This window comes from Kitasatospora sp. NBC_00458, from assembly GCF_036013975.1.
Classification (GTDB): domain Bacteria; phylum Actinomycetota; class Actinomycetes; order Streptomycetales; family Streptomycetaceae; genus Kitasatospora.
Genome location: NZ_CP107904.1, coordinates 979,006 through 997,922 on the forward strand (window position 1 = coordinate 979,006; position 18,917 = coordinate 997,922).

Consider the following 18,917-nt stretch of genomic DNA (forward strand, 5'->3'; position numbering starts at 1 on the left):
CGCCGCCCGGACCGTGACCCCGTCCGCACGGACGCCCGGGCCGGGCGGGCCGGTGGGAACTCCCCCGCCCCCGGACCGGGTCACACGGCGCCGGACCGCTCCTCGGACGGGTCGACCCGCCGCGGGAAGACAACGCTGGACCACGAGAAAGAGAGCGACACGCAGGTGAAAACGGAGCTGCGAACCGACCTGGCAAGGCGCGAGTGCGAGTGTGGTGCGACGGTATGGCTGACGGGACTGCCCAGCTCGGGCAAGACGACGATCGCCCGCACCGTGGCCGATCGCCTTCGGGGCGAGGGGCACAGGGTGGAGGTCCTCGACGGTGACGAGTTCCGCCTGACCATCTCCTCGGGCCTCGGCTTCAGCCGCGAGGACCGGCACACGAACGTCCAGCGCATCGGGCTCGTCGCGGAGGTGCTGGCCCGCAACGGCGTGCTGGTCCTGGTCCCGGCCATCGCTCCCTACGCGGACAGCCGGCAGGCCGTGCGGGAACGCCACGCGACCTCCCGCACCCCGTACCTGGAGATCCACGTCGCCACGCCCTCCGGCACCTGTGCCGAGCGCGACGTGAAGGGCCTGTACGCCAAGCAGGCGGCAGGGGAGATCACCGGACTGACCGGGGTCGACGACCCCTACGAGGCGCCGGAGGCGCCTGACCTGCGCATCCCCGCACACGAGCAGTCGGTCGCCGAATCCGCGTCGGCACTGCTGCGCCTCCTGGTGGAAAGGCGTCTGATATGAACTCCGGTCACGCCGACCTGCTCGCGGACCACGCCCCCGTCCTCAGTCACCTGGACGCCCTGGAGTCCGAGTCGGTGCACATCTTCCGCGAGGTGGCGGGTGAGTTCGAGCGGCCGGTGATCCTGTTCTCCGGCGGCAAGGACTCCATCGTCATGCTGCACCTGGCGCTGAAGGCGTTCGCACCGGCGGCGGTGCCGTTCTCGCTGCTGCACGTGGACACCGGGCACAACTTCCCCGAGGTCATCGACTACCGCGACCGCGTCGTGGCCGAACTCGGGCTGCGCCTGCACGTCGCGTCCGTACAGGAGTTCATCGACCGCGGCGTCCTGCGCGAACGCCCCGACGGCACCCGCAACCCGCTGCAGACCGTGCCGCTGACAGAGAGGATCCGGACCGAGCGGTTCGACGCGGTGTTCGGCGGCGGGCGGCGCGACGAGGAGAAGGCCCGGGCCAAGGAACGGGTCTTCTCGCTGCGCGACGAGTTCTCGCAGTGGGACCCGCGCCGCCAGCGCCCCGAACTGTGGCAGCTGTACAACGGCCGCCACGCCCCCGGCGAGCACGTCCGCGTCTTCCCGCTCTCCAACTGGACCGAGCTGGACGTGTGGCAGTACATCGCCCGCGAGAAGATCGAGCTGCCCGGGATCTACTACGCGCACCGGCGGCCCGTCTTCCGGCGCAGCGGCATGTGGCTGACCGCGGGCGACTGGGGCGGACCGCGGGACGGCGAGACGGTCGAGGTCCGGCTGATCCGCTACCGGACCGTCGGCGACATGTCCTGCACCGGCGCGGTCGACTCGGACGCGACGACCATCGAGAAGGTCATCGCCGAGATCGCCGCGTCCCGCCTCACGGAGCGGGGCGCCACCCGCGCCGACGACAAGCTCTCCGAAGCCGCGATGGAAGACCGCAAGCGCGAAGGGTACTTCTAGAGATGAGCAGCGACAGCACCACCGCCGGTGACCCGGCCGCCCCGCCGGCCACCACCCTGCTGCGGTTCGCCACCGCCGGATCCGTCGACGACGGCAAGTCCACGCTCGTCGGGCGCCTGCTGTACGACTCCAAGTCGGTGCTCGCCGACCAGATGGAGGCCGTGGAGCAGGCCTCGCGCTCGCGCGGCGCCGAGGGGCCGGACATGGCGCTGCTCACCGACGGGCTGCGCGCCGAGCGCGAGCAGGGCATCACCATCGACGTCGCCTACCGCTACTTCGCCACCTCCCGGCGGCGGTTCATCCTCGCCGACACGCCGGGCCACGTGCAGTACACCCGGAACATGGTGACCGGCGCCTCCACCGCCGAGCTGACGGTCATCCTGGTCGACGCCCGCAACGGCGTCGTCGAGCAGACCCGGCGGCACGCCGCCATCGCCGCCCTCCTGCGCGTCCCGCACGTCGTCCTCGCGGTCAACAAGATGGACCTCGTCGACTACCGGGAGCCCGTGTTCGCGCGGATCGCCCGGGAGTTCACGGCGTACGCCACCGAGCTGGGCGTCCCCGAGGTGACCGCCATCCCGGTGTCGGCGCTGCGCGGGGACAACGTCGTCGAACCGTCCGCGCGGATGGACTGGTACGGCGGCCGCACCGTGCTGGAGCACCTGGAGTCGGTGGAGGTGGGCGACGGGGCGGCGGGCGGCTCCTCCCGCTTCCCCGTCCAGGTGGTGATCCGGCACGAGGGGGAGCGCCACTACGCCGGCCAGCTGCTCACGGGCCGGTTCCGGGTCGGCGAGACGGTGACGGTGCAGCCGTCCGGCCGGGTCACCACCATCGCGGCGCTCGACCTCCTCGGGCAGTCGGCGGACGTCGTGTCGGCGGGCTCCTCGCTCAGTGTCCGGCTCGCCGACGAGATCGACGTCGGCCGCGGCGACATGCTCACCTCCGGACCGCGGCCGCCGCGGATCACCAGGGAGATCGACGCGACGGTGTGCCACGTCGCGGACGCGCCGCTCACCGTCGGCCAGCGGGTGCTGCTCAAGCACACCACCCGCACCGTGAAGGCGATCGTCGAGGACATCCCGTCGCGGCTCACGCTCGACGACCTCTCCCAGCACCCGCGGCCCGGCCGGCTCGTCGCCAACGACATCGGCCGGGTCAGGGTGCGCACCGCCGACCCGCTCGCCGTCGACTCCTACGCGGACTCCCGGCGGACCGGCTCGTTCCTCCTGATCGACCCGGCGGACGGCACCACGCTGGCCGCCGGCATGGTGGGCGACTCGTTCGCGGCCGCGGCGCCGGCGTCGGCGGCCTCCGCGGCGGCGTCGGGCTCCGACGCGGACGGGTGGGACTTCTAGGCCCTCGCTCTCGGATCCCACCGGCCGCGTGCCCCGCCCTGGCGGGGCACGCGGCCGGTGCGGCGTGACGGACGGCCCCGGGGCGGACACCGCTCCTCCTCCTTCGCCGGGACCGGAGGGGTCGCCTGTTCGCCGTCGAATCGATCGGACATGACGGTGTCCTCCCGTCCGTACGGATCGGGATGGGCGTGCATTTTCGGCCACGGCGAAATCCAGCCGAAATAATCGCACGAACGGGATCGGACGGTAGTATCGGTTTCCGCGCCTGACCGGTGATCAAGCACTCGCCGTTCATTGGACATTGATGTCAGAGGGGCGTCGGCCGCCCCTCGGGTGGGGACGACGTGGGAAGTCGACGAGCCGCGCCCCCCGCTCCCACCCTCCGCACCGGAACCGACCACCCTTGGGACCGGCATGAATCCAGAGAGCGTCCATTGGTTTCCATAGCTCATTCCGATCTCGACGTCTTTCCCCTCTGTCTCGGCGGCAGCGTCTTCGGATGGAACGTCGACGAGCAGACGTCCTTCCGCATTCTCGACGCCTATGCCGAAGCGGGCGGGAACTTCATCGACACCGCCGACTCCTACTCCCAGTGGGCCCCGGGGAACACCGGCGGGGAGTCCGAGTCCGTCATCGGCGACTGGCTGGCCGCGCGCGGCGGGCGGGACCGCTTCGTCATCGCCACCAAGGTGGGCCGGCTGAACGGACTGTCCGGGCTCACCGCGAAGGTCGTCCACCGCGCGGTGGAGGAGTCCCTGCGCCGTCTGCGGACGGACCGCATCGACCTCTACTACACCCACGCGGACGACCCCGGCACCCCCCTGGAGGAGACCCTCACCGCCCTCGACGAGCTGGTCACGGCGGGGAAGGTGCGCCACACCGGCGCATCGAACCTCAGCGGCGCCAGGCTGGCCGAGTCCGTCGAGGTGTCGAGGCGTGCGGGCCTCGCCCCGTACGTGGCGGTCCAGCCCGCCTACAACCTCATGGAACGCGAGCCCTTCGAGAGCGGGATCGCCCCGGTCTGCGAGCGCGAGGGCATCGCCTGCGTCCCGTACTTCGCGCTGGCCCAGGGCTTCCTGACGGGCAAGTACCGCGAGGGCGCGCCGGCCGTCACGAGCATCCGCGGCGACGCGGCACGGCCGTACGGCGAGACGGCCCGCGGCCGCGCGGTGGTCCGGGTCCTGGACTCGGTCGCCGCCGAGCACGGCACCGCCCCCGCGGCCGTCGCGCTGGCCTGGCTGAGGGCACAGCCCCACGTCGTGGCCCCGCTCGCCAGCAGCAGGACGCCCGAGCAGCTCGCCGACCTGGTCCCGGGCGCGACCCTGGAACTCTCCCCGGCCGAACTGCGGGCGCTGGACCTGGCGTCGCGGACCACCGAGGCGGACCGCCGTGCGCACGCCGGCTGAGGGCGGGGTCGCCGTGTCCACCGCCCCCCACACCGTCGTGATCGGGTTCGACGCCCTCAAGTCGTTCATCCCGGTGGCGCGCGACGAGTACGAGGCCTGCACCCCCCAGGATCCGCCCTCCTGCTTCGCGCTCCTGCTGGGGACCGTCGTCGACGGTGTCGCCGCCGTCACCTCGACCCACTTCGCGACCAACGTCCGGGCCACCGACCCGCAGGCGCTGGAGGAGTTCGCGAGGTCGATAGGGCCGTGCTTCGGAGCCGCCTACCGGAACCCGCGCCGGGGATTCTGGTGCAGCTCGCAGGACCTGCTCCGGATCCACCGGCAGGCGGACCGCGACGGCGTCGAGATCCTCGGCTCGGTGCACCTGCATCCGGACTGGCACCGGATCGGCCCGCCCGAGGAGCGCGGACTGCGGATCAGTGAGGAGCCGACGCCGATGGACCGCTACATGTTCGACAACAGCCGGTACCCGGTGAACATGATCTGCTACCTGGAGTCCGGCCCGCAGGGGGTCTCCGCCGCGCTCGCGGCCTGGGGTCCTCCCCCCGAGGGCGGGGACGCGGCGCCGTGCCCCCGCCTCCAGCTGAGGTTCGGCGCGTCCTGACGGACGGCGGGGACCCGGCGGGGGTTCCGGTGCTGCGGTCCGCTGCAGCACCGGGCCCCCGTCAGGCCCGCCCCGTCATGCCTACCGCCTCAGGCCTGCCTCCGCGCGCCCACCGCCTCACGCCTGCCGGCGGGCGCCGATGGCCGCCGCGCCCAGCACACACGCCGCGGCGGCCGTGAGGTAGGCGAGGTGGTAGCCCGCGAGCTGGTCGTCGGTGGTCGCCGCGACCAGGACCATCACCGCCACCCCCACACTCGCGCCGATCTGCTGCGTCACGACGTTCACCGCCCCGGCGACGGCGTGCTGCTCCCCCGGGACACCGCCGAGCCCGGCGGACGTCATCGAGGGGAAGTTCAGCCCCTGCCCGATGCCGCTGAGCACCAGGCCGGGCAGCACGTACAGCACGTAGTTCCCGTCGTCCGGCGTGCCCACCCACAGCCCGGTGCCCACACCGATCAGGACCAGTCCGACCGCCATCAGCGTTCGCGGGGCGTACGTGGCCAGCAGGCGCCCGGTGGCGAAGTTGGCGGTGAGGAACACGGCCAGGGACATCGGCACCAGGGCGAGGCCGGACTCGAACGGGGAGTAGTCCAGCATCCCCTGCAGGTAGAGCGGTGCGAAGAACAGCATCCCGACCGACCCCATGTACTGCAGGAACGCCGCCAGGCTCGCGGCCCGCACCGAGGCGATCCGGAACAGGCCCAGCGGGAGCACCGGGTCGTCGGTGCGGTGCTCCCGCACGACGAACAGCACCAGGAGGACCGCCGCCGCGGCGAGCAGGCCCCACGCCGAAGCGCCGTCGCTGCTCACGCCGACGATCAGCAGGGTGAGGCCGAGGGTTCCCGAGAACGCTCCGGGCAGGTCCAGCCGCCCGCGGTGCCCGGCACCGTCGGGCAGTCCGGCGCGCGTCGCGGCCAGCACGGCCGCCCCCAGCAGCACCGAGAACCACAGCACCGAGCGCCAGCCGAAGAACTGGGTCAGGACGCCGCCCAGCATCACCCCGCCGCTGAAGCTCGCGGCGCCGACCGCCGCGTACACGCTGAGGGCCCGGTTGCGCGCCGGACCGGCCGGGAAGGTCTCGGTGAGCAGGGCCAGCGCGGCCGGCCCCGACAGGGCGGCGCCGATGCCCTGGGCGGCGCGCGCGCCCAGCAGCACCCCGGTCCCGGGGGCCACCGCCCCGACCAGCGCGGACACGGTGAACAGGGCGACACCGACCTCGAACACCCGCCGCCGTCCGAGGACGTCGGCGAGGCGGCCGCCCACCAGCAGGAACCCGGCGAACGTGACGGCGTAGGCGGTCATGACCCACTGGAGCGTGCTGTCGCCCAAGTGGAAGCGCTCTCCGATGGACGGCAGTGCGGCGTTGAGCACTCCGAGACCGCTCACGTCCAGCGCGAGCGCCCCGGCGAGTACGCCGAGTGCGAGGCCCGGACGGTGCAGCGACTGGACCACGGTGTCGGTCATGCGCGCCTGCCGTCCCGGTGACAGCCGGCGGTGGCCCGGCCGGTGTGGTCGCCGCGCCGCGGCCCGCTGGACGCTCCCCGGGGAGTCTGCGGCCCGGTGGCCCCGGACCGCGCACCGGGAGGGGCGGACACGGGTACTCGGTGGTGCGGGGAAGGTCCGGCCGGGGAGCCGCCAGTGCGAACTGACGCTGTATCAGGAATCTCAACTGCCATGGTGGTCAGCTTGCATCGGCCACTCATCCGCTGTCCACCCCACCCCGTGCGCACACGACGGTCGAGTACCCTCCGGCGGTTTCCCCCGGTCGGCCCGGCCCTCGCGGGCGCCGGGGGAGGCGCCGGGGAAGGCGCCTCGGACGAGGCCGCGGACGGGGCCGCAAAGGGCTTCCCATGGAACCTTCAGGCCCTCACCTCTGAGGGGAACGAACCGGACACTTTAGCGATCAAATCTCGCCACTCCCCGAGCAGTCGCCCGAACCTGCGCAATCCTGTGGTCGATGCACTCTTCGTGCACGTGGGTGGGTGGGGAGATCCAGCGCTGCGGAGTCCTCGGCAGCGGAAGCGCCCGGCAGACCGATCGTCAAGAGCCATATGCGCCGGCGGCAGTTACACAGTTGACCTGCTGATTCTTGCTTTGCGTTCACCCGAGCAACCTCGAAGACCCTGATCCCCGCCACGCGCCGCCGAGCCGTGCGGCCGGAGTCCCGGGCATTCCTGCGCGCCACGAGAGGAGCGGCATTGCCCCAGCGTGAGCCCACCCATGTCATGTGCAGGTCGAGATCATCCGCGTCCGCGCATCCGCCGGCCGAGGCTCCGGACGCCCGGCACGGGTCGCCGGCCTGCCCCAACGTGCCTCCCCCCTAAGCCTTTTCACCCCACACCCAGGACACCGCCGACGGTGCGGACGAGCCGTCCCGCGGGTCGGAACGGTGCCGTACCACCGCAGGCAACCGCCCGCTCCCCCTCCCTGCCCCGCTCCCTCATCCCCGCCCCGCTCCCTTCATCCCTTCCGGTCTCCCCCGCCGCCCGTCGGCCCCACCCCGCCCCCGGTGCGGCGGACCGGAGACCCGCCTCCGCACGAGCGGCCCCCGGGTCCCGCCGCCCGTGCACCGACCGCCCCGGGCCGTGACCGCCCACGGCCGCCCGCGGCCTGCCGTGAAACCCGCCACCCGCCCGTCCCATCCGCCCTGCTGAGGGAGTCGCCATGCCCCAAGAGCGCGCAGCGCGAGACCTGTCCGCCGTCACCGATTTCCTGCTCTCCCGCTTCGCCGAGTCGGTGGACGTGCCGGCGGGTGCCGTGGACCGCACGGCACCGATGCACCGGTACGGACTCGACTCGCTGAGGTCGGTGACCCTCGCGGCCTCGCTGTCGGAGTTCCTCGGCTGGAAGGTGCCGGCCACCTGGATGTGGCAGTACCCGACCGTCGACGGGCTGGCCCGCGCACTCGTCGAGGGCCCTCGTGCCGCGGAGCCCGCCCCGAGCCCCGGGCGCCGCGCCCCCTCGTACGAGCCGGTCGCGATCGTGGGCATCGGCTGCCGGTTCCCCGGGGGGCCGGACCCGTCCGCGTTCTGGCGGCTGCTGGTCGAGGGCGGCGACGCCGTCGGGCCGGTACCGGCCGCGCGGCGCGAGCTCCTGAGGGACCGGGTGCGCTGGGGCGGGTTCATCGACGGCATCGACCGCTTCGATCCGCTGTTCTTCGGCATCTCACCCCGCGAAGCCGTCCAGATGGACCCGCAGCAGCGGCTGATCCTGGAGCTGTCCTGGGAGGCCCTGGAGGACGCGGGCATCGCCCCGAACAGCCTCATCGGCAGCGACACCGGCGTGTTCATGGCCTCCTGTTGGGGCGACTACGCCGCCCTGGCGCACTACCGCGGCCCCGACGTGCAGATCACCCCGCACACCGCGACCGGCATGCACGACGGCATCATCGCCAACCGCGTCTCCTACGTCCTCGGCCTGCAGGGCCCGAGCATGGCCATCGACGCCGCCTGCGCCGGCTCGCTGGTCTCGGTGCACGTGGGCTGCCAGTCGATCTGGCTGGGCGAGAGCGACCTGGTGCTGGCCGGCGGCGTGAACCTGAGCTTCGTCTCCGACTACTACACCGCCATGGACGCCATGGGCGCGCTCGCCCCGGACGGCCGCTGCAAGTCGTTCGACGCCCGCGCGGACGGCTACGTGCGCGGCGAGGGCGCCGGCGTCGTCGTGCTCGCCCCGCTCAGCGTGGCGCTGGAGCGCGACCTCCCCGTGTACTGCCTGATCAAGGGCAGCTCCTCCAACAACGACGGCCTGAGCAACGGCATGACGGCGCCGAACCCCCAGGCGCAGGAGAAGATGCTCCGCACCGCGTACCAGCGGGCGGGCATCGCGCCCCACCTGGTGGACTACGTCGAGTGCCACGGTTCCGCGACGCCCCTCGGCGACCCGATCGAGGCCAACGCCATCGGCGCGGTCCTGGGCGGCGGCCGCACGGAGCCGCTGCGGCTCGGTTCCGTCAAGTCCAACGTCGGGCACCTGGAGGCGGCGGCCGGCATCGTCGGCCTGGTCAAGCTCGCGATGTCGGTGCGCAACGGCGTGCTGCCGCCGAGCCTGCACTACAGCGCGCCGAACCCGCAGATCATGTTCGACGAGTACAACCTCACCGTCCAGGACCGGTTGACGCCGTGGCCGCGCCGGTCCGACGCCCGCCGCGGAGGCGTCAGCTCGTTCGGGTTCGGCGGCGCGATCTGCCACGTCGCCGTCGAGGAACTGCCGCGCCCCGAGAGCTCGTTGCTCCTGCTGGCCGCCGACTCCCGGGAGGCGCTGGCCGAGCGGGCCGCGGCGGCGCGCGACGGCGAGGACCTGCGTGCGCTCTGCGCCCGCACACCCGGCGACGGCGCCTTCCGGCTCGCGGCCACCGCCCGCGACATGCCCGAACTCAGGGGCCTGCTCGACGCCTTCGGCAGCGGCGCGACCGCCCCCGGGCTGAGCGTCGGCGAGACGGCCGGGCGGCGGCCCCGGGTGGCCTTCCTGTTCTCGGGCAACGGCTCGCAGTGGGTCGGCATGGGCCGGCAACTGCTGGCCGGTGCACCGGTGTTCCGCCGTTCCCTGATGAGGTCCGACCGGCGGATGCGGGAGCTGCTGGGCTTCTCGCCCGTCGACCAGCTGCTGGCGCCCGACGGCCGGCTCGACGACATGGACGTCTTCCAGCCGCTGCTCTTCTCCCTCCAGGTCGCCCTGGCCGAGCTCTGGCGCTCCCTCGGGGTCGAACCGGACGTCGTCCTGGGGCAGAGCGTCGGCGAGTTCGCCGCCTCCCACGTCGCCGGTGCGCTCGACTTCGAGGACGCCTCCCTGCTGGCCGCCCACCACGGCCGGCTCCTCCAGCAGCTGGCCGTGGGACGCGGCGAGGGCATCGTGGTCATGAAGGCCGCGGACGAGGTCCGGCCGTACCTGACCGGCGGGCTCACCCTCTCCGGCCGCAACGGCCTGAACTCCACCCTGGTCACCGGCACCCCGCAGGAGATCGACGACCTCGTCCGGCGGCTGACCGACGAGGACGTCACCAACCACCGGGTGCGGATGGGCCACGCCCCGCACTCGTCGCTGGTCGACCACGTCCTCGCCCCGCTGAAGGCCGAACTCGCCGGTATCCGGCCCCGGACCACCCGCATCCCGATGATCTCGACGGTCACCGGCGCGCTCGTCGACGGCCCGGAACTCGGGCCCGACTACTGGGCGGACAACCTGCGCCGGGAGATCCTGATGGTCGACGCACTGACGCGGCTGCGCGACCACGACGTCGACGCGGTGGTCGAACTCAGCCCGCACCCCGTCCTGCTGAAGTCGGTGGCGGAGATCCTGCCGGCGGCCACCCTGCCCTCGATGCGGCGCGGCGCCGACGAGGCCGCGACCCTGCTCGGCTCGCTCGGCGCCCTGTACACCTCCGGACTCCCCGTCGCCGCCCACCCGTTCCTGGCGGGCGACCGGGGCCGCCACACCGCCCCGGGCCGCGGCGACACCGCGCCCGCCGGGCAGCTGCACCTGGTCCCCGTCACGGCCCGCACGGCGGACGCGCTGGCCGACACCTGCCGCGAGCTGTCCAACCACGTCGAACGCGATCCGGGCCTGCGGGTCGCCGACCTCGCCTACACCCTCTCCGCCCGGCGCAGCCACCACGGCCACCGGATCGCCCTGTTCGCCCGCGACCGGCAGGACGTCCTGGACGGCCTCGCCCGGGTCGCCGCCGGGCAGGCGCACCCCGACGTCCTCCGGGGCACGGTCACGGGCGCCGCCGACCGCCGGGTGGCCCTGGTCTTCTCCGGCGGCGGCACCCAGTGGGTCGGCATGGGCCGTGAACTCCTGCGCTCCCACGCCGGCTTCCGCACCTGGATGCACGCCTGCGACGCCGCCGTGCGCGCGGCCGGCGGCTGCTCGGTCCTCGACCTGCTCGCCGCCCCGGCCGACGAGGCCAGGTACGAGGAGATGGACTTCCAGCAGCCCGTGCTGTTCTCCCTCCAGGTGTCGCTGGCGAAGGTCTGGCTCGGGCTCGGCGTCCAGCCGACCGCCGTCGTCGGGCACAGCCTGGGCGAGGTCGCGGCCGCCTGCGTCGCCGGCGCGCTGTCACTGGACGACGCCGCCCGCGTCGTGGTCGCCCGGTCGCACCTGCTGGAGCGCAAGGCCGCCGCGGGCGCCATGATCTCGGTCGACCTGCCGGAGGCGGAGCTGCTGCCCCGGCTCGCCCCCTACGCCGCCCACGCGGCCGTCGCCGTGGTCAACAGCCCCACCAGCGCGGCGGTCTCCGGCTCGCCCGAGGCCGTCGACGCCCTGGAGGCCGACCTCAGGCGGGACGGCGTCTCGGTGCGCAGGATCCGGGTCGAACGGCCGGTGCACAGCCCCGGCATGGACCCGCTGCTCCAGCCGCTGCGCGAGGGCATCGACGGCATCACCCCGCTGACGCCCGGCATCGACTTCCACTCCACCGCGCTGGCCGACGCCGTGAACCCGGTCACCGACGTCGACTACTGGGTGCACAACCTGCGCAACCAGGTCCGGTTCGCCGGGACGATCGGCGCGCTGGTCGACCGGGGCATCGGCACGTTCATCGAGATCGGCCCGCACGAGACGCTGCGCGGCGCGGTCGAGGAGATCGCCCTGACCCGGGGCGCCCGGGTGCACGCGGTCAACTCCCTGCGGCGCGAGGAGAGCGACGTCCGCTGCCTGCTGGACGCCGCCGCCTCGCTGTACGTCAGGGGCCTCCCGCTGACCTTCGACACCCTGTTCGCCGACGACGTCGAGGTCGTGGAGACCCCGCTCGTCCAGTGGCAGAAGGACCGCCACTGGATCGACACCGAGCCCGGCCGGGCCCCCTCGCCGGCCCCGGCCGCCGAACCCGCCGTCGGTGCCGTGTCCGCGACCGCGTCCACCACCACGGCCGCGGCCGCCCCGGTGGAGCAGCGGCCGGCGGAGGACCTGCCGGCCCCGGAGCGGCCGGTGGCGGAGGTCGTCCTCGCCGAGCTCGCCGACGCGCTGGGCGTGCCGGTGGGCCGGTTCGACGCGGACGCCGGTCTGCGCGACTTCGGCCTCGACTCGATGCTGGCGATCCGCCTCGTCAACAGGATGCAGTCGCTGTTCGGGCACCGGGTGTCGCCGGTGGTGTTCCTGGACGGCCGGAGCATCACCGAGGTCGTCGGCCACTTCGTCGGACTCCTCGGCGGGCCTGCCGCGCCCGCGGCACCGGCACCGGCACCGGCCTCAGCACCGGCACCGGCACCGACCCAGGCGCCCGCCCCGGTCCACGCCACCGCACCCGCATCCGCGCCCGCGCCCGCACCGGACCGGACGTTCCTCGACGAGCTGTCCGAACTGGACGCCGAGGAACTGGTGGAGGAGCTGGACGCGCGCGGACTGCTGGAGGCCACCGACGCACCCGCGTCGGAGCAGCTGCGCGCCGGCGGCCACGGCCTCGAACTGGCACCGGCCTCGCACGGCCAGGCCTCGCTGTGGTTCATGCAGATGGTCGCGCCGGACGCCGTGCCCTACAACTTCATGGTGACGGCCCGGATCCGGGCCGCGGTCGACGAGAAGGCACTGGAACGCGCCGTGCGGGCCGTGCTGGAGCGGCACCCCGCCCTGCGCACCCTCTTCGTGGAGGCGGGCGGCAGGCCGTACCAGGTCATCCTGGACGAGCCGGTCTACGAGTTCGTCGCGGTGGACGGCTCCGGTCTGGACGACGAGCAGGCCCGCGAGGAGCTGGCCCGCCACGGCCACGAGCCGCTCGACCTGGACTTCGGGCCGATCGTGCGGATCGTCCTGCTGACGCGCGGTCCGGCCGACCACTACCTGCTGGTGCTCGTCCACCACATCGCCTCGGACGCGGCGTCGGCCGACGTCATGATCCGCGAACTCCAGGAGTACTACGAGGGCGCCGACCCCGCCGGCAGCGCGCCCGCCGCCCCGTACACGGAGTTCGTCGCCTGGGAGCGGCAGTGGCTGGCGGGGCCGGCGGCCGGCGCGGCCCTGGACTGGTGGTCGGCGAAGCTGGCCGACCCGCCCGCCCGCCTCGACCTCTCCAGCAAGGAGCGGCCTCCGGGCGTCACCTACGAGGGCCGCGACCTCGCGTTCCGCTGGAGCGCCGCGGAGACGCGCCTGCTGCGGGAGTTCGCGGTCCGCGAGGGCGTGTCGGTCAGCACCGTCGTCCTCGCCGGATTCTTCGCCACGCTCAACCGCGCGGTCGGCACCGAGGACTCGGTACTGGCCACCGCCATCGCCCAACGCTCCGAGCCCGGTTGGGAGTCCGCCATCGGCTACTACCTCAACACCGTGCTGGTCCGGGCCAACCCCGCCGCCGGGCGCAGCTTCCGCGACCTGCTCCGCGAGGTCCACGCCTTCTCGCTCGGCCTCCTGGAGCACATGAACTACCCGCTCGACCTGCTGGCGTCCCAGCTGAAGCCGCCGCGCTCCGAGGGCCGCTCCCCGTGGTTCGACGTCGTCGTGAACTGGCTGTCCTCGGACGCGTTCCCCCGGTCGGTCAAGCTCTTCCACGGCGTCGGCGACACGCTCTCGCCCGGCGGCGCCCTGCCCCTCGAACCGCTCCAGGTCCGCCGGCACCTCGCCAAGTTCGACCTGGAGATCTCGATGGCCGACATCGACGGCGAGGTGGCCGGCCACGTCCAGTTCAAACCGAGCTACCTGGACAGGCGGACCGTGACGGCACTGCTCGCGCTGTACCGCACGGTGCTCTTCGACTCGATCGCCCAACCCGACCTGGCCCTCGGCGACATCGCGCCGACCGGCCTTCCCGAGGAGACGGACCAGTGACCGAAACCCTGCACTCCGAGTTCGTCGCGCAAGCGGTCAAGAACCCCGACGCGACCGCGGTCTACTCCGACGCCGGCGTCCTGACCTACGGCGAACTGAACGAGCGGTCCCGGGTGCTGGCCGAGCGGCTCGTCGCCGACGGCGCGGGACCGGGCGTCCCGGTCGGCATCTGCGTCGAGCGCACCCCCGACCTGCTGGTCGGGATCCTGGCCGCCCTGCGCTCCGGCTCCTGCTACCTGCCGCTCGACCCGAACTACCCCGCCGACCGGCTGACCTTCATGGTCCAGGACAGCGGGACCCGCCTGCTGCTCACCACGCCCGCCTCCCGGGCCGCCTGCCCGGCCGGCCCGACCGTCGTCGTGCTCGGCGAGGGCGTGACGACCGAGCCCGGCGCGCGGCCCGTGCCGGTCGTGCCCGAGGACACCGCGTACGTCATCTACACCTCGGGCTCCACCGGCAGGCCCAAGGGCGTGGCCGTCCGGCACGCCGGCGTCGTGGCGATGCTCACCGAGATGGACCGGGTGCTGGAGGGCTGCGACCTGAGCGGGGTCTCGGCGGCCAGCTCGGTCTGCTTCGACATGTCCGTGATGGAGATCTTCAACGCACTGTGCCGCGGCGGCGCCGTCGTGCTCGTCGAGAGCGCGGTCCACCTGCCGGAGAGCCGGTACGCCGACCGGATCACCCACCTGAACGTGGTCCCGTCGGTGATGAACGGCCTGCTCGACGCCGGGGCCCTGCCCCCGAACGTGCGCTCGGTCGTGTTCGGCGGCGAGGCCCTGCGCCGCAAACTGGCCGACCGGACCTACCGGGAGACCGGCGCCGAGCGGGTGTTCAACGCCTACGGCCCCACCGAGGGGACCGTCTTCTGCTCGTTCGGCCCCGTCCCCGAGGACGGCACCGACGAGCCGACCATCGGGCCGCCGACCACCGGCGACCGGGTCTACGTGCTCGACGGGGAGCTGAGGCCGCTCCCACCCGGCGAGGCCGGCGAGCTCTACCTCGGCGGCGCCGGCCTCGCGCACGGCTACGTCAACCGGCCGCGCACCACGGCCGAGCGCTTCGTGCCCGACCCGTTCCGCAGCGGCGAGCGCATGTACCGCACCGGGGACGTCGTCGCGTTCACCGAGGACGGCGAGCTCCGGTTCCTCGGCCGCACCGACCACCAGGTGAAGCTGCGCGGCTACCGCATCGAGCTGGAGGAGGTCGAGGCCCGGCTGACCGGCTGCCCCGAGGTCCGGGAGGCCGCCGCCGCCGTCCGGGGCAACCGGCTCGTCGGCTACGTCGTGCCCGCGGGCGACGGGGCCCCGGCGGACGGCCCCCGGTTGGACGCCGCGCTGCAGAGCGCCGTCACCGGCAGGCTCGCCGTCGAACTGCCCGACTACATGGTGCCGGCGACGCTCGTGTTCCTGCCCGCCCTCCCGCTGGGGCCGGGCGGGAAGCTCGACCGCAACGCGCTGCCCGAGCCGCCGGCCGCCGCGGGCGGGCCCCTGACCCCCGCGAGCACGCCGACCGAGGTGGCCCTGTCGGAGATCTGGGGCCAGCTGCTCGACCTCGAACCGTCGGGCATCGACGTGCAGTCCGCCTTCTACGACCTCGGCGGTGACTCGCTGCTGCTCATCCGCCTCGCCCGGCTGATGACCCGCCGCTTCGACCGCCGGGTCCGCGTGCCCGACCTCTTCAGCTTCCGCGACATCTCCTCCCTCGCCCGCTGGCTCGACGACGAGAGCGGCGCCACGCCCGAAGTGGTCGAGTCGGCCCGCCGGCGCGCCACCGCCCGCCGTGCCGTGCTGCGCGGCCGCGGCGGCGGCACCACCGGCCGCTGAGTCCTCCGGCGCCGGGCCCTCCGGCGCCGAACCCTCCGCAGCGCCACCCCACCCGTCACGAAGCAGGAGCCTTCCCATGACCGACAACCCCGAGCAGGACTACGACCCGGGCGACGTGGCCGTCATCGGCATGTCCCTGCGGGCACCCGGAGCCCGCACCAAGGAGCAGTTCTGGGACAACCTCGTCCACGGCAGGGAGTCCGTGTCCTTCCTGGCCAAGGACGACATCCACGTCGACGAGACCCTGATCCACAGCCCGTTCTACGTGCGGGCCTGCGGGGTGCTGGACACCTACGACAAGTTCGACCCGTCGGTGTTCGGCATCAGCGACCGGATGGCGGCCGCGCTCACCCCCGAGAACCGGCTGTACCTGGAGAGCGCGTGGGAGGCGCTGGAGGACGGCGGCTACGACCCGGCCCGGCTCAAGGCCGAGGTCGGCATGTACGGCGCCAACAACCCGCAGACCGCCGCGCTCTACAGCTCCCCGCCGGACCGGGTGTCGGTCGGCCCCGAGGCGATCGAGGCCAGCCTGGCCTGGTCGCCGGACACCATGACCTCCAACGCGCTCTACTACATGGGGCTGATCGGCGAGGCCGTCACCGTCGCCTCCGTCTGCGCGGGCTTCCACTACGCGGTGCACCTGGCCTGCCAGTCGCTGCTGCTCGGCCAGACCGACGTGGCGATCGCCGGCGGCGCGATGGTCCGCCTGCCGCACCCGCGCGGTCACCTGTGGGAGGAGAACCGCATCCTGTCCAGGGACGGCCACTGCCGCCCGTTCGACGCCAACGGCACCGGCACCGCGCTGTCCAGCGGTGTCGTCACCCTGCTGCTGAAGCCGCTGGGCCGGGCCGTCGCCGACCGCGACCACGTCTACGCCCTGGTCAAGGGCTCGGCCGTCAACAACAACGGCGTCAGCGCGATGGCGTACGGCCTGGCCCAGCCCGAGCGGCTGAGCGCGTGCATCGCCGCCGCCATGGAGGTGGGCGGCGTCACCCCGGACACGGTGTCCATGTACGAGGCCAACGGGCTCGGCCTGCCGATGACCGACGAGCTCGAAGTGCACGCGGCGGGCATGGCGTTCGGGAAGCAGACCGCGACCACCTCGATCGGCGGCGTCAAGGGCAACGTCGGCCACGGCGGCGTGGTGTCGGGCGGCTTCGGCGCGGTGAAGGCCGCACTGGCGATCCACCACCGGACCCTCCCGGCCACGATCAACCTGACCGAGGTCAACCCGGACCTCGACTTCCCCGGCACCCCCTTCGTCCCGCAGGTCGAGGGGGCGTCCTGGGAGCCGGAGGCCGGCATCCGCCGCGCGGGCATCACCTCGATCGGCGGCGGCGGCTACAACGCCCACCTGCTGCTGGAGGAGGCGCCCGCGGCCGCCCGGCGCGCCCCCGAGGAGGAGGGCCGGCCCCGGCTGGCCACCCTCTCCGCCATGGACGACGCCGCGCTGGCCCGTCAGCGCGCCCGGCTCAAGGAGCGGCTGGAGGCCGACCCCGGGCTCCGGCTGGACGACGTCTGCTTCACCCTCAACCTCGGCCGCAAGGTGATGGGGCGCCGCTGGGCGGCCGTGGTCCGCAGCCGCGCGGAGCTGGTCGCGGCACTGTCCGACGACGCCCGCGGCCCGGTCACCACCGCCGCCGCCCCGCGGACGGACCCCGGCGCCTTCACGCGCACCGACGACGGCATCGTGCCCTCCGGCACGGACGCGCAGGCGCTGGCCGACCTGGCCGCCGCCTGGGTGACCGGGGCGCAGGTGGACTTCGACGCCCTGCACCGCGGGGAGGCCGGCCACCGCGTGCCGCTGCCCACCTACCCGTTCCAGCCGCGCCGGTTCTGGCGCACGGACTGGTGAGCATGAGCACACCGGCGCTGGACACCCTGGACCTGGGTGACCCGGCCACCTTCGCCGACCACGACCTCGGCGGGTTCTGGCGCACCCTGCGGGACACCGCGCCGGTGCACTGGAACCCGCCGGCCGACGGCCGCCGGGGGTTCTGGGTGCTCACCCGCCACGACGACATCACCGCCACCTACCGGGACAACGTGAACTTCACGTCCGAGCGCGGCAACGTGCTCGTCACGCTGCTGGAGGGCGGCGACGCCGCGGCCGGCCGGATGCTGGCCGTCACCGACGGGCACCGGCACCACGAGCTGCGCAAGATCCTCCAGCGGGTGCTCTCGCCGAGGGTCCTCGACCAGGTCGCGCGGACGGTCCGGACCAACACCCGGCTGTGGATCCGCGAGGCGGTCGAGTCCGGCGGCTGCGACTTCGCGGAGCAGATCGCCGGCCGGATCCCGATGACCACGATCTCGAACCTGCTCGGCGTCCCCGAGCAGGACCGGGACTACCTGCTCAGCCTCACCAAGGCCGCGCTGTCGGCCGAGGACGAGGACGTCGACGAGGTCGACTCCGAGATGGCCCGCAACGAGATCCTGATGTACTTCATGGACGTCGTCGAGGAGCGGCGCGAGTCCCCGGGCGACGACGTGATCAGCATGCTGATCGGCAGCTCCATCGACGGCGTGCCGCTCTCCGACGAGGACGTCGTGCTCAACTGCTACAGCCTGATCATCGGCGGCGACGAGACCAGCCGGCTGACGATGATCGACTGCGTCCACACGATCGCCGCCCGGCCGGAACAGTGGCGGCGGCTCAAGCACGGCGAGGTCGAGGTCGAGACCGCCGTGGACGAGGTGCTGCGCTGGGCGTCCCCCACGATGCACTTCGGGCGCAGCGTCGTCCGGGAGACCGAACTGCACGGCGTACGGCTGCGGCCGGGCGAGATCGTCACGCTCTGGCACGCCTCCGGCAACCGGGACGAACGGGTCTTCGCGCGGCCCGGGGAGTTCGACCTCGGCCGCACCCCGAACAAGCACATGGCCTTCGGCTACGGCCCGCACTTCTGCGTCGGCTCGTACCTGGCCAAGGTGGAGATCGCCGAACTGCTCAAGGCCCTGCGGGACTTCACCACCGGGTTCGAGCAGACCGAGGAGGCGCTGCGCATCCGGTCCAACTTCCTGACCGGGTTCTCCACGATGCCGGTGCGGTTCGCACCCGATCACTCCGGACTGAAAGAGGTCGACCGATGAGCGGCAACCCCTTCGACGGCGGCGAGGGCGACTGGCTGGTCGTGGCGAACGACGCCGGGCAGCATGCGCTGTGGCGGCCCCACCTGGACCTGCCGGACGGCTGGCGGACCGTCCACTCCTCCGCCGACCGCGACGGCGCCCTCGACTACGTCGAGCAGCACGCCGCCACGGCGGCGGGAACGCCGGCGACCTGACGCTGACACACACCGGCC

At 73.4% G+C, this 18,917-nt stretch carries 11 protein-coding genes; 10 read left to right on the forward strand and 1 reads right to left on the reverse strand.

Annotation, left to right across the window (positions count from 1 at the left end):
- Positions 1–189 precede the first annotated feature (189 nt).
- From cysC to OG550_RS03610, 5 genes are all read left to right on the forward strand, one after another.
- Positions 190–741, forward strand: coding sequence for an adenylyl-sulfate kinase (gene cysC, locus OG550_RS03590; RefSeq protein ID WP_327683681.1), 552 nt, complete (start codon positions 190–192; stop codon positions 739–741).
- Positions 738–1,670 carry a sulfate adenylyltransferase subunit CysD gene (gene cysD, locus OG550_RS03595; RefSeq protein WP_327674396.1) on the forward strand — a complete coding sequence of 311 codons (933 nt, stop codon included), beginning with the start codon at positions 738–740 and terminating at the stop codon, positions 1,668–1,670. Before cysC ends, cysD begins: the two co-directional genes overlap by 4 nt.
- A gap of 2 nt (positions 1,671–1,672) precedes the next feature.
- Entirely contained in the window at positions 1,673–3,025 is a 1,353-nt protein-coding gene (locus tag OG550_RS03600) for a sulfate adenylyltransferase subunit 1 (RefSeq protein ID WP_327674398.1), read from the forward strand.
- A 434-nt stretch (positions 3,026–3,459) separates the two neighbouring features.
- On the forward strand, positions 3,460–4,431 hold the full coding sequence (locus OG550_RS03605; protein ID WP_327674400.1) for an aldo/keto reductase: 972 nt from the start codon (positions 3,460–3,462) through the stop codon (positions 4,429–4,431).
- A gap of 13 nt (positions 4,432–4,444) precedes the next feature.
- The gene (locus tag OG550_RS03610) at positions 4,445–5,035 is read left to right on the forward strand and encodes a hypothetical protein (protein WP_327674401.1); all 591 of its coding nucleotides are present in this window, start codon (positions 4,445–4,447) and stop codon (positions 5,033–5,035) included.
- 117 nt (positions 5,036–5,152) lie between these two features.
- Here OG550_RS03610 and OG550_RS03615 read toward each other — a convergent pair whose 3' ends face one another.
- Complete coding sequence (locus OG550_RS03615; protein WP_327674403.1) at positions 5,153–6,499, reverse strand: MFS transporter; 1,347 nt, start codon at positions 6,497–6,499, stop codon at positions 5,153–5,155.
- A 1,200-nt stretch (positions 6,500–7,699) separates the two neighbouring features.
- On the opposite strand from OG550_RS03615, the gene OG550_RS03620 reads away from it, so the two are divergent.
- The 5 genes from OG550_RS03620 (at position 7,700) to OG550_RS03640 (ending at position 18,899) form a co-directional block, all read left to right on the forward strand.
- The gene (locus OG550_RS03620) at positions 7,700–13,789 is read left to right on the forward strand and encodes a polyketide synthase (protein ID WP_327674405.1); all 6,090 of its coding nucleotides are present in this window, start codon (positions 7,700–7,702) and stop codon (positions 13,787–13,789) included.
- Positions 13,786–15,612, forward strand: a complete 1,827-nt coding sequence (locus tag OG550_RS03625) for a non-ribosomal peptide synthetase (protein ID WP_327674407.1) — start codon at positions 13,786–13,788, stop codon at positions 15,610–15,612. The genes OG550_RS03620 and OG550_RS03625 overlap by 4 nt, the downstream gene beginning before the upstream one ends.
- Positions 15,613–15,688: 76 nt before the next feature.
- On the forward strand, positions 15,689–17,467 hold the full coding sequence (locus OG550_RS03630) for a beta-ketoacyl synthase N-terminal-like domain-containing protein (protein WP_327674409.1): 1,779 nt from the start codon (positions 15,689–15,691) through the stop codon (positions 17,465–17,467).
- On the forward strand, positions 17,464–18,705 hold the full coding sequence (locus tag OG550_RS03635) for a cytochrome P450 (protein ID WP_327674411.1): 1,242 nt from the start codon (positions 17,464–17,466) through the stop codon (positions 18,703–18,705). Before OG550_RS03630 ends, OG550_RS03635 begins: the two co-directional genes overlap by 4 nt.
- A complete protein-coding gene (locus OG550_RS03640) occupies positions 18,702–18,899 on the forward strand; it encodes an MbtH family protein (protein WP_327674414.1) in 198 nt (65 codons plus the stop codon). The genes OG550_RS03635 and OG550_RS03640 overlap by 4 nt, the downstream gene beginning before the upstream one ends.
- Positions 18,900–18,917 lie beyond the last annotated feature (18 nt).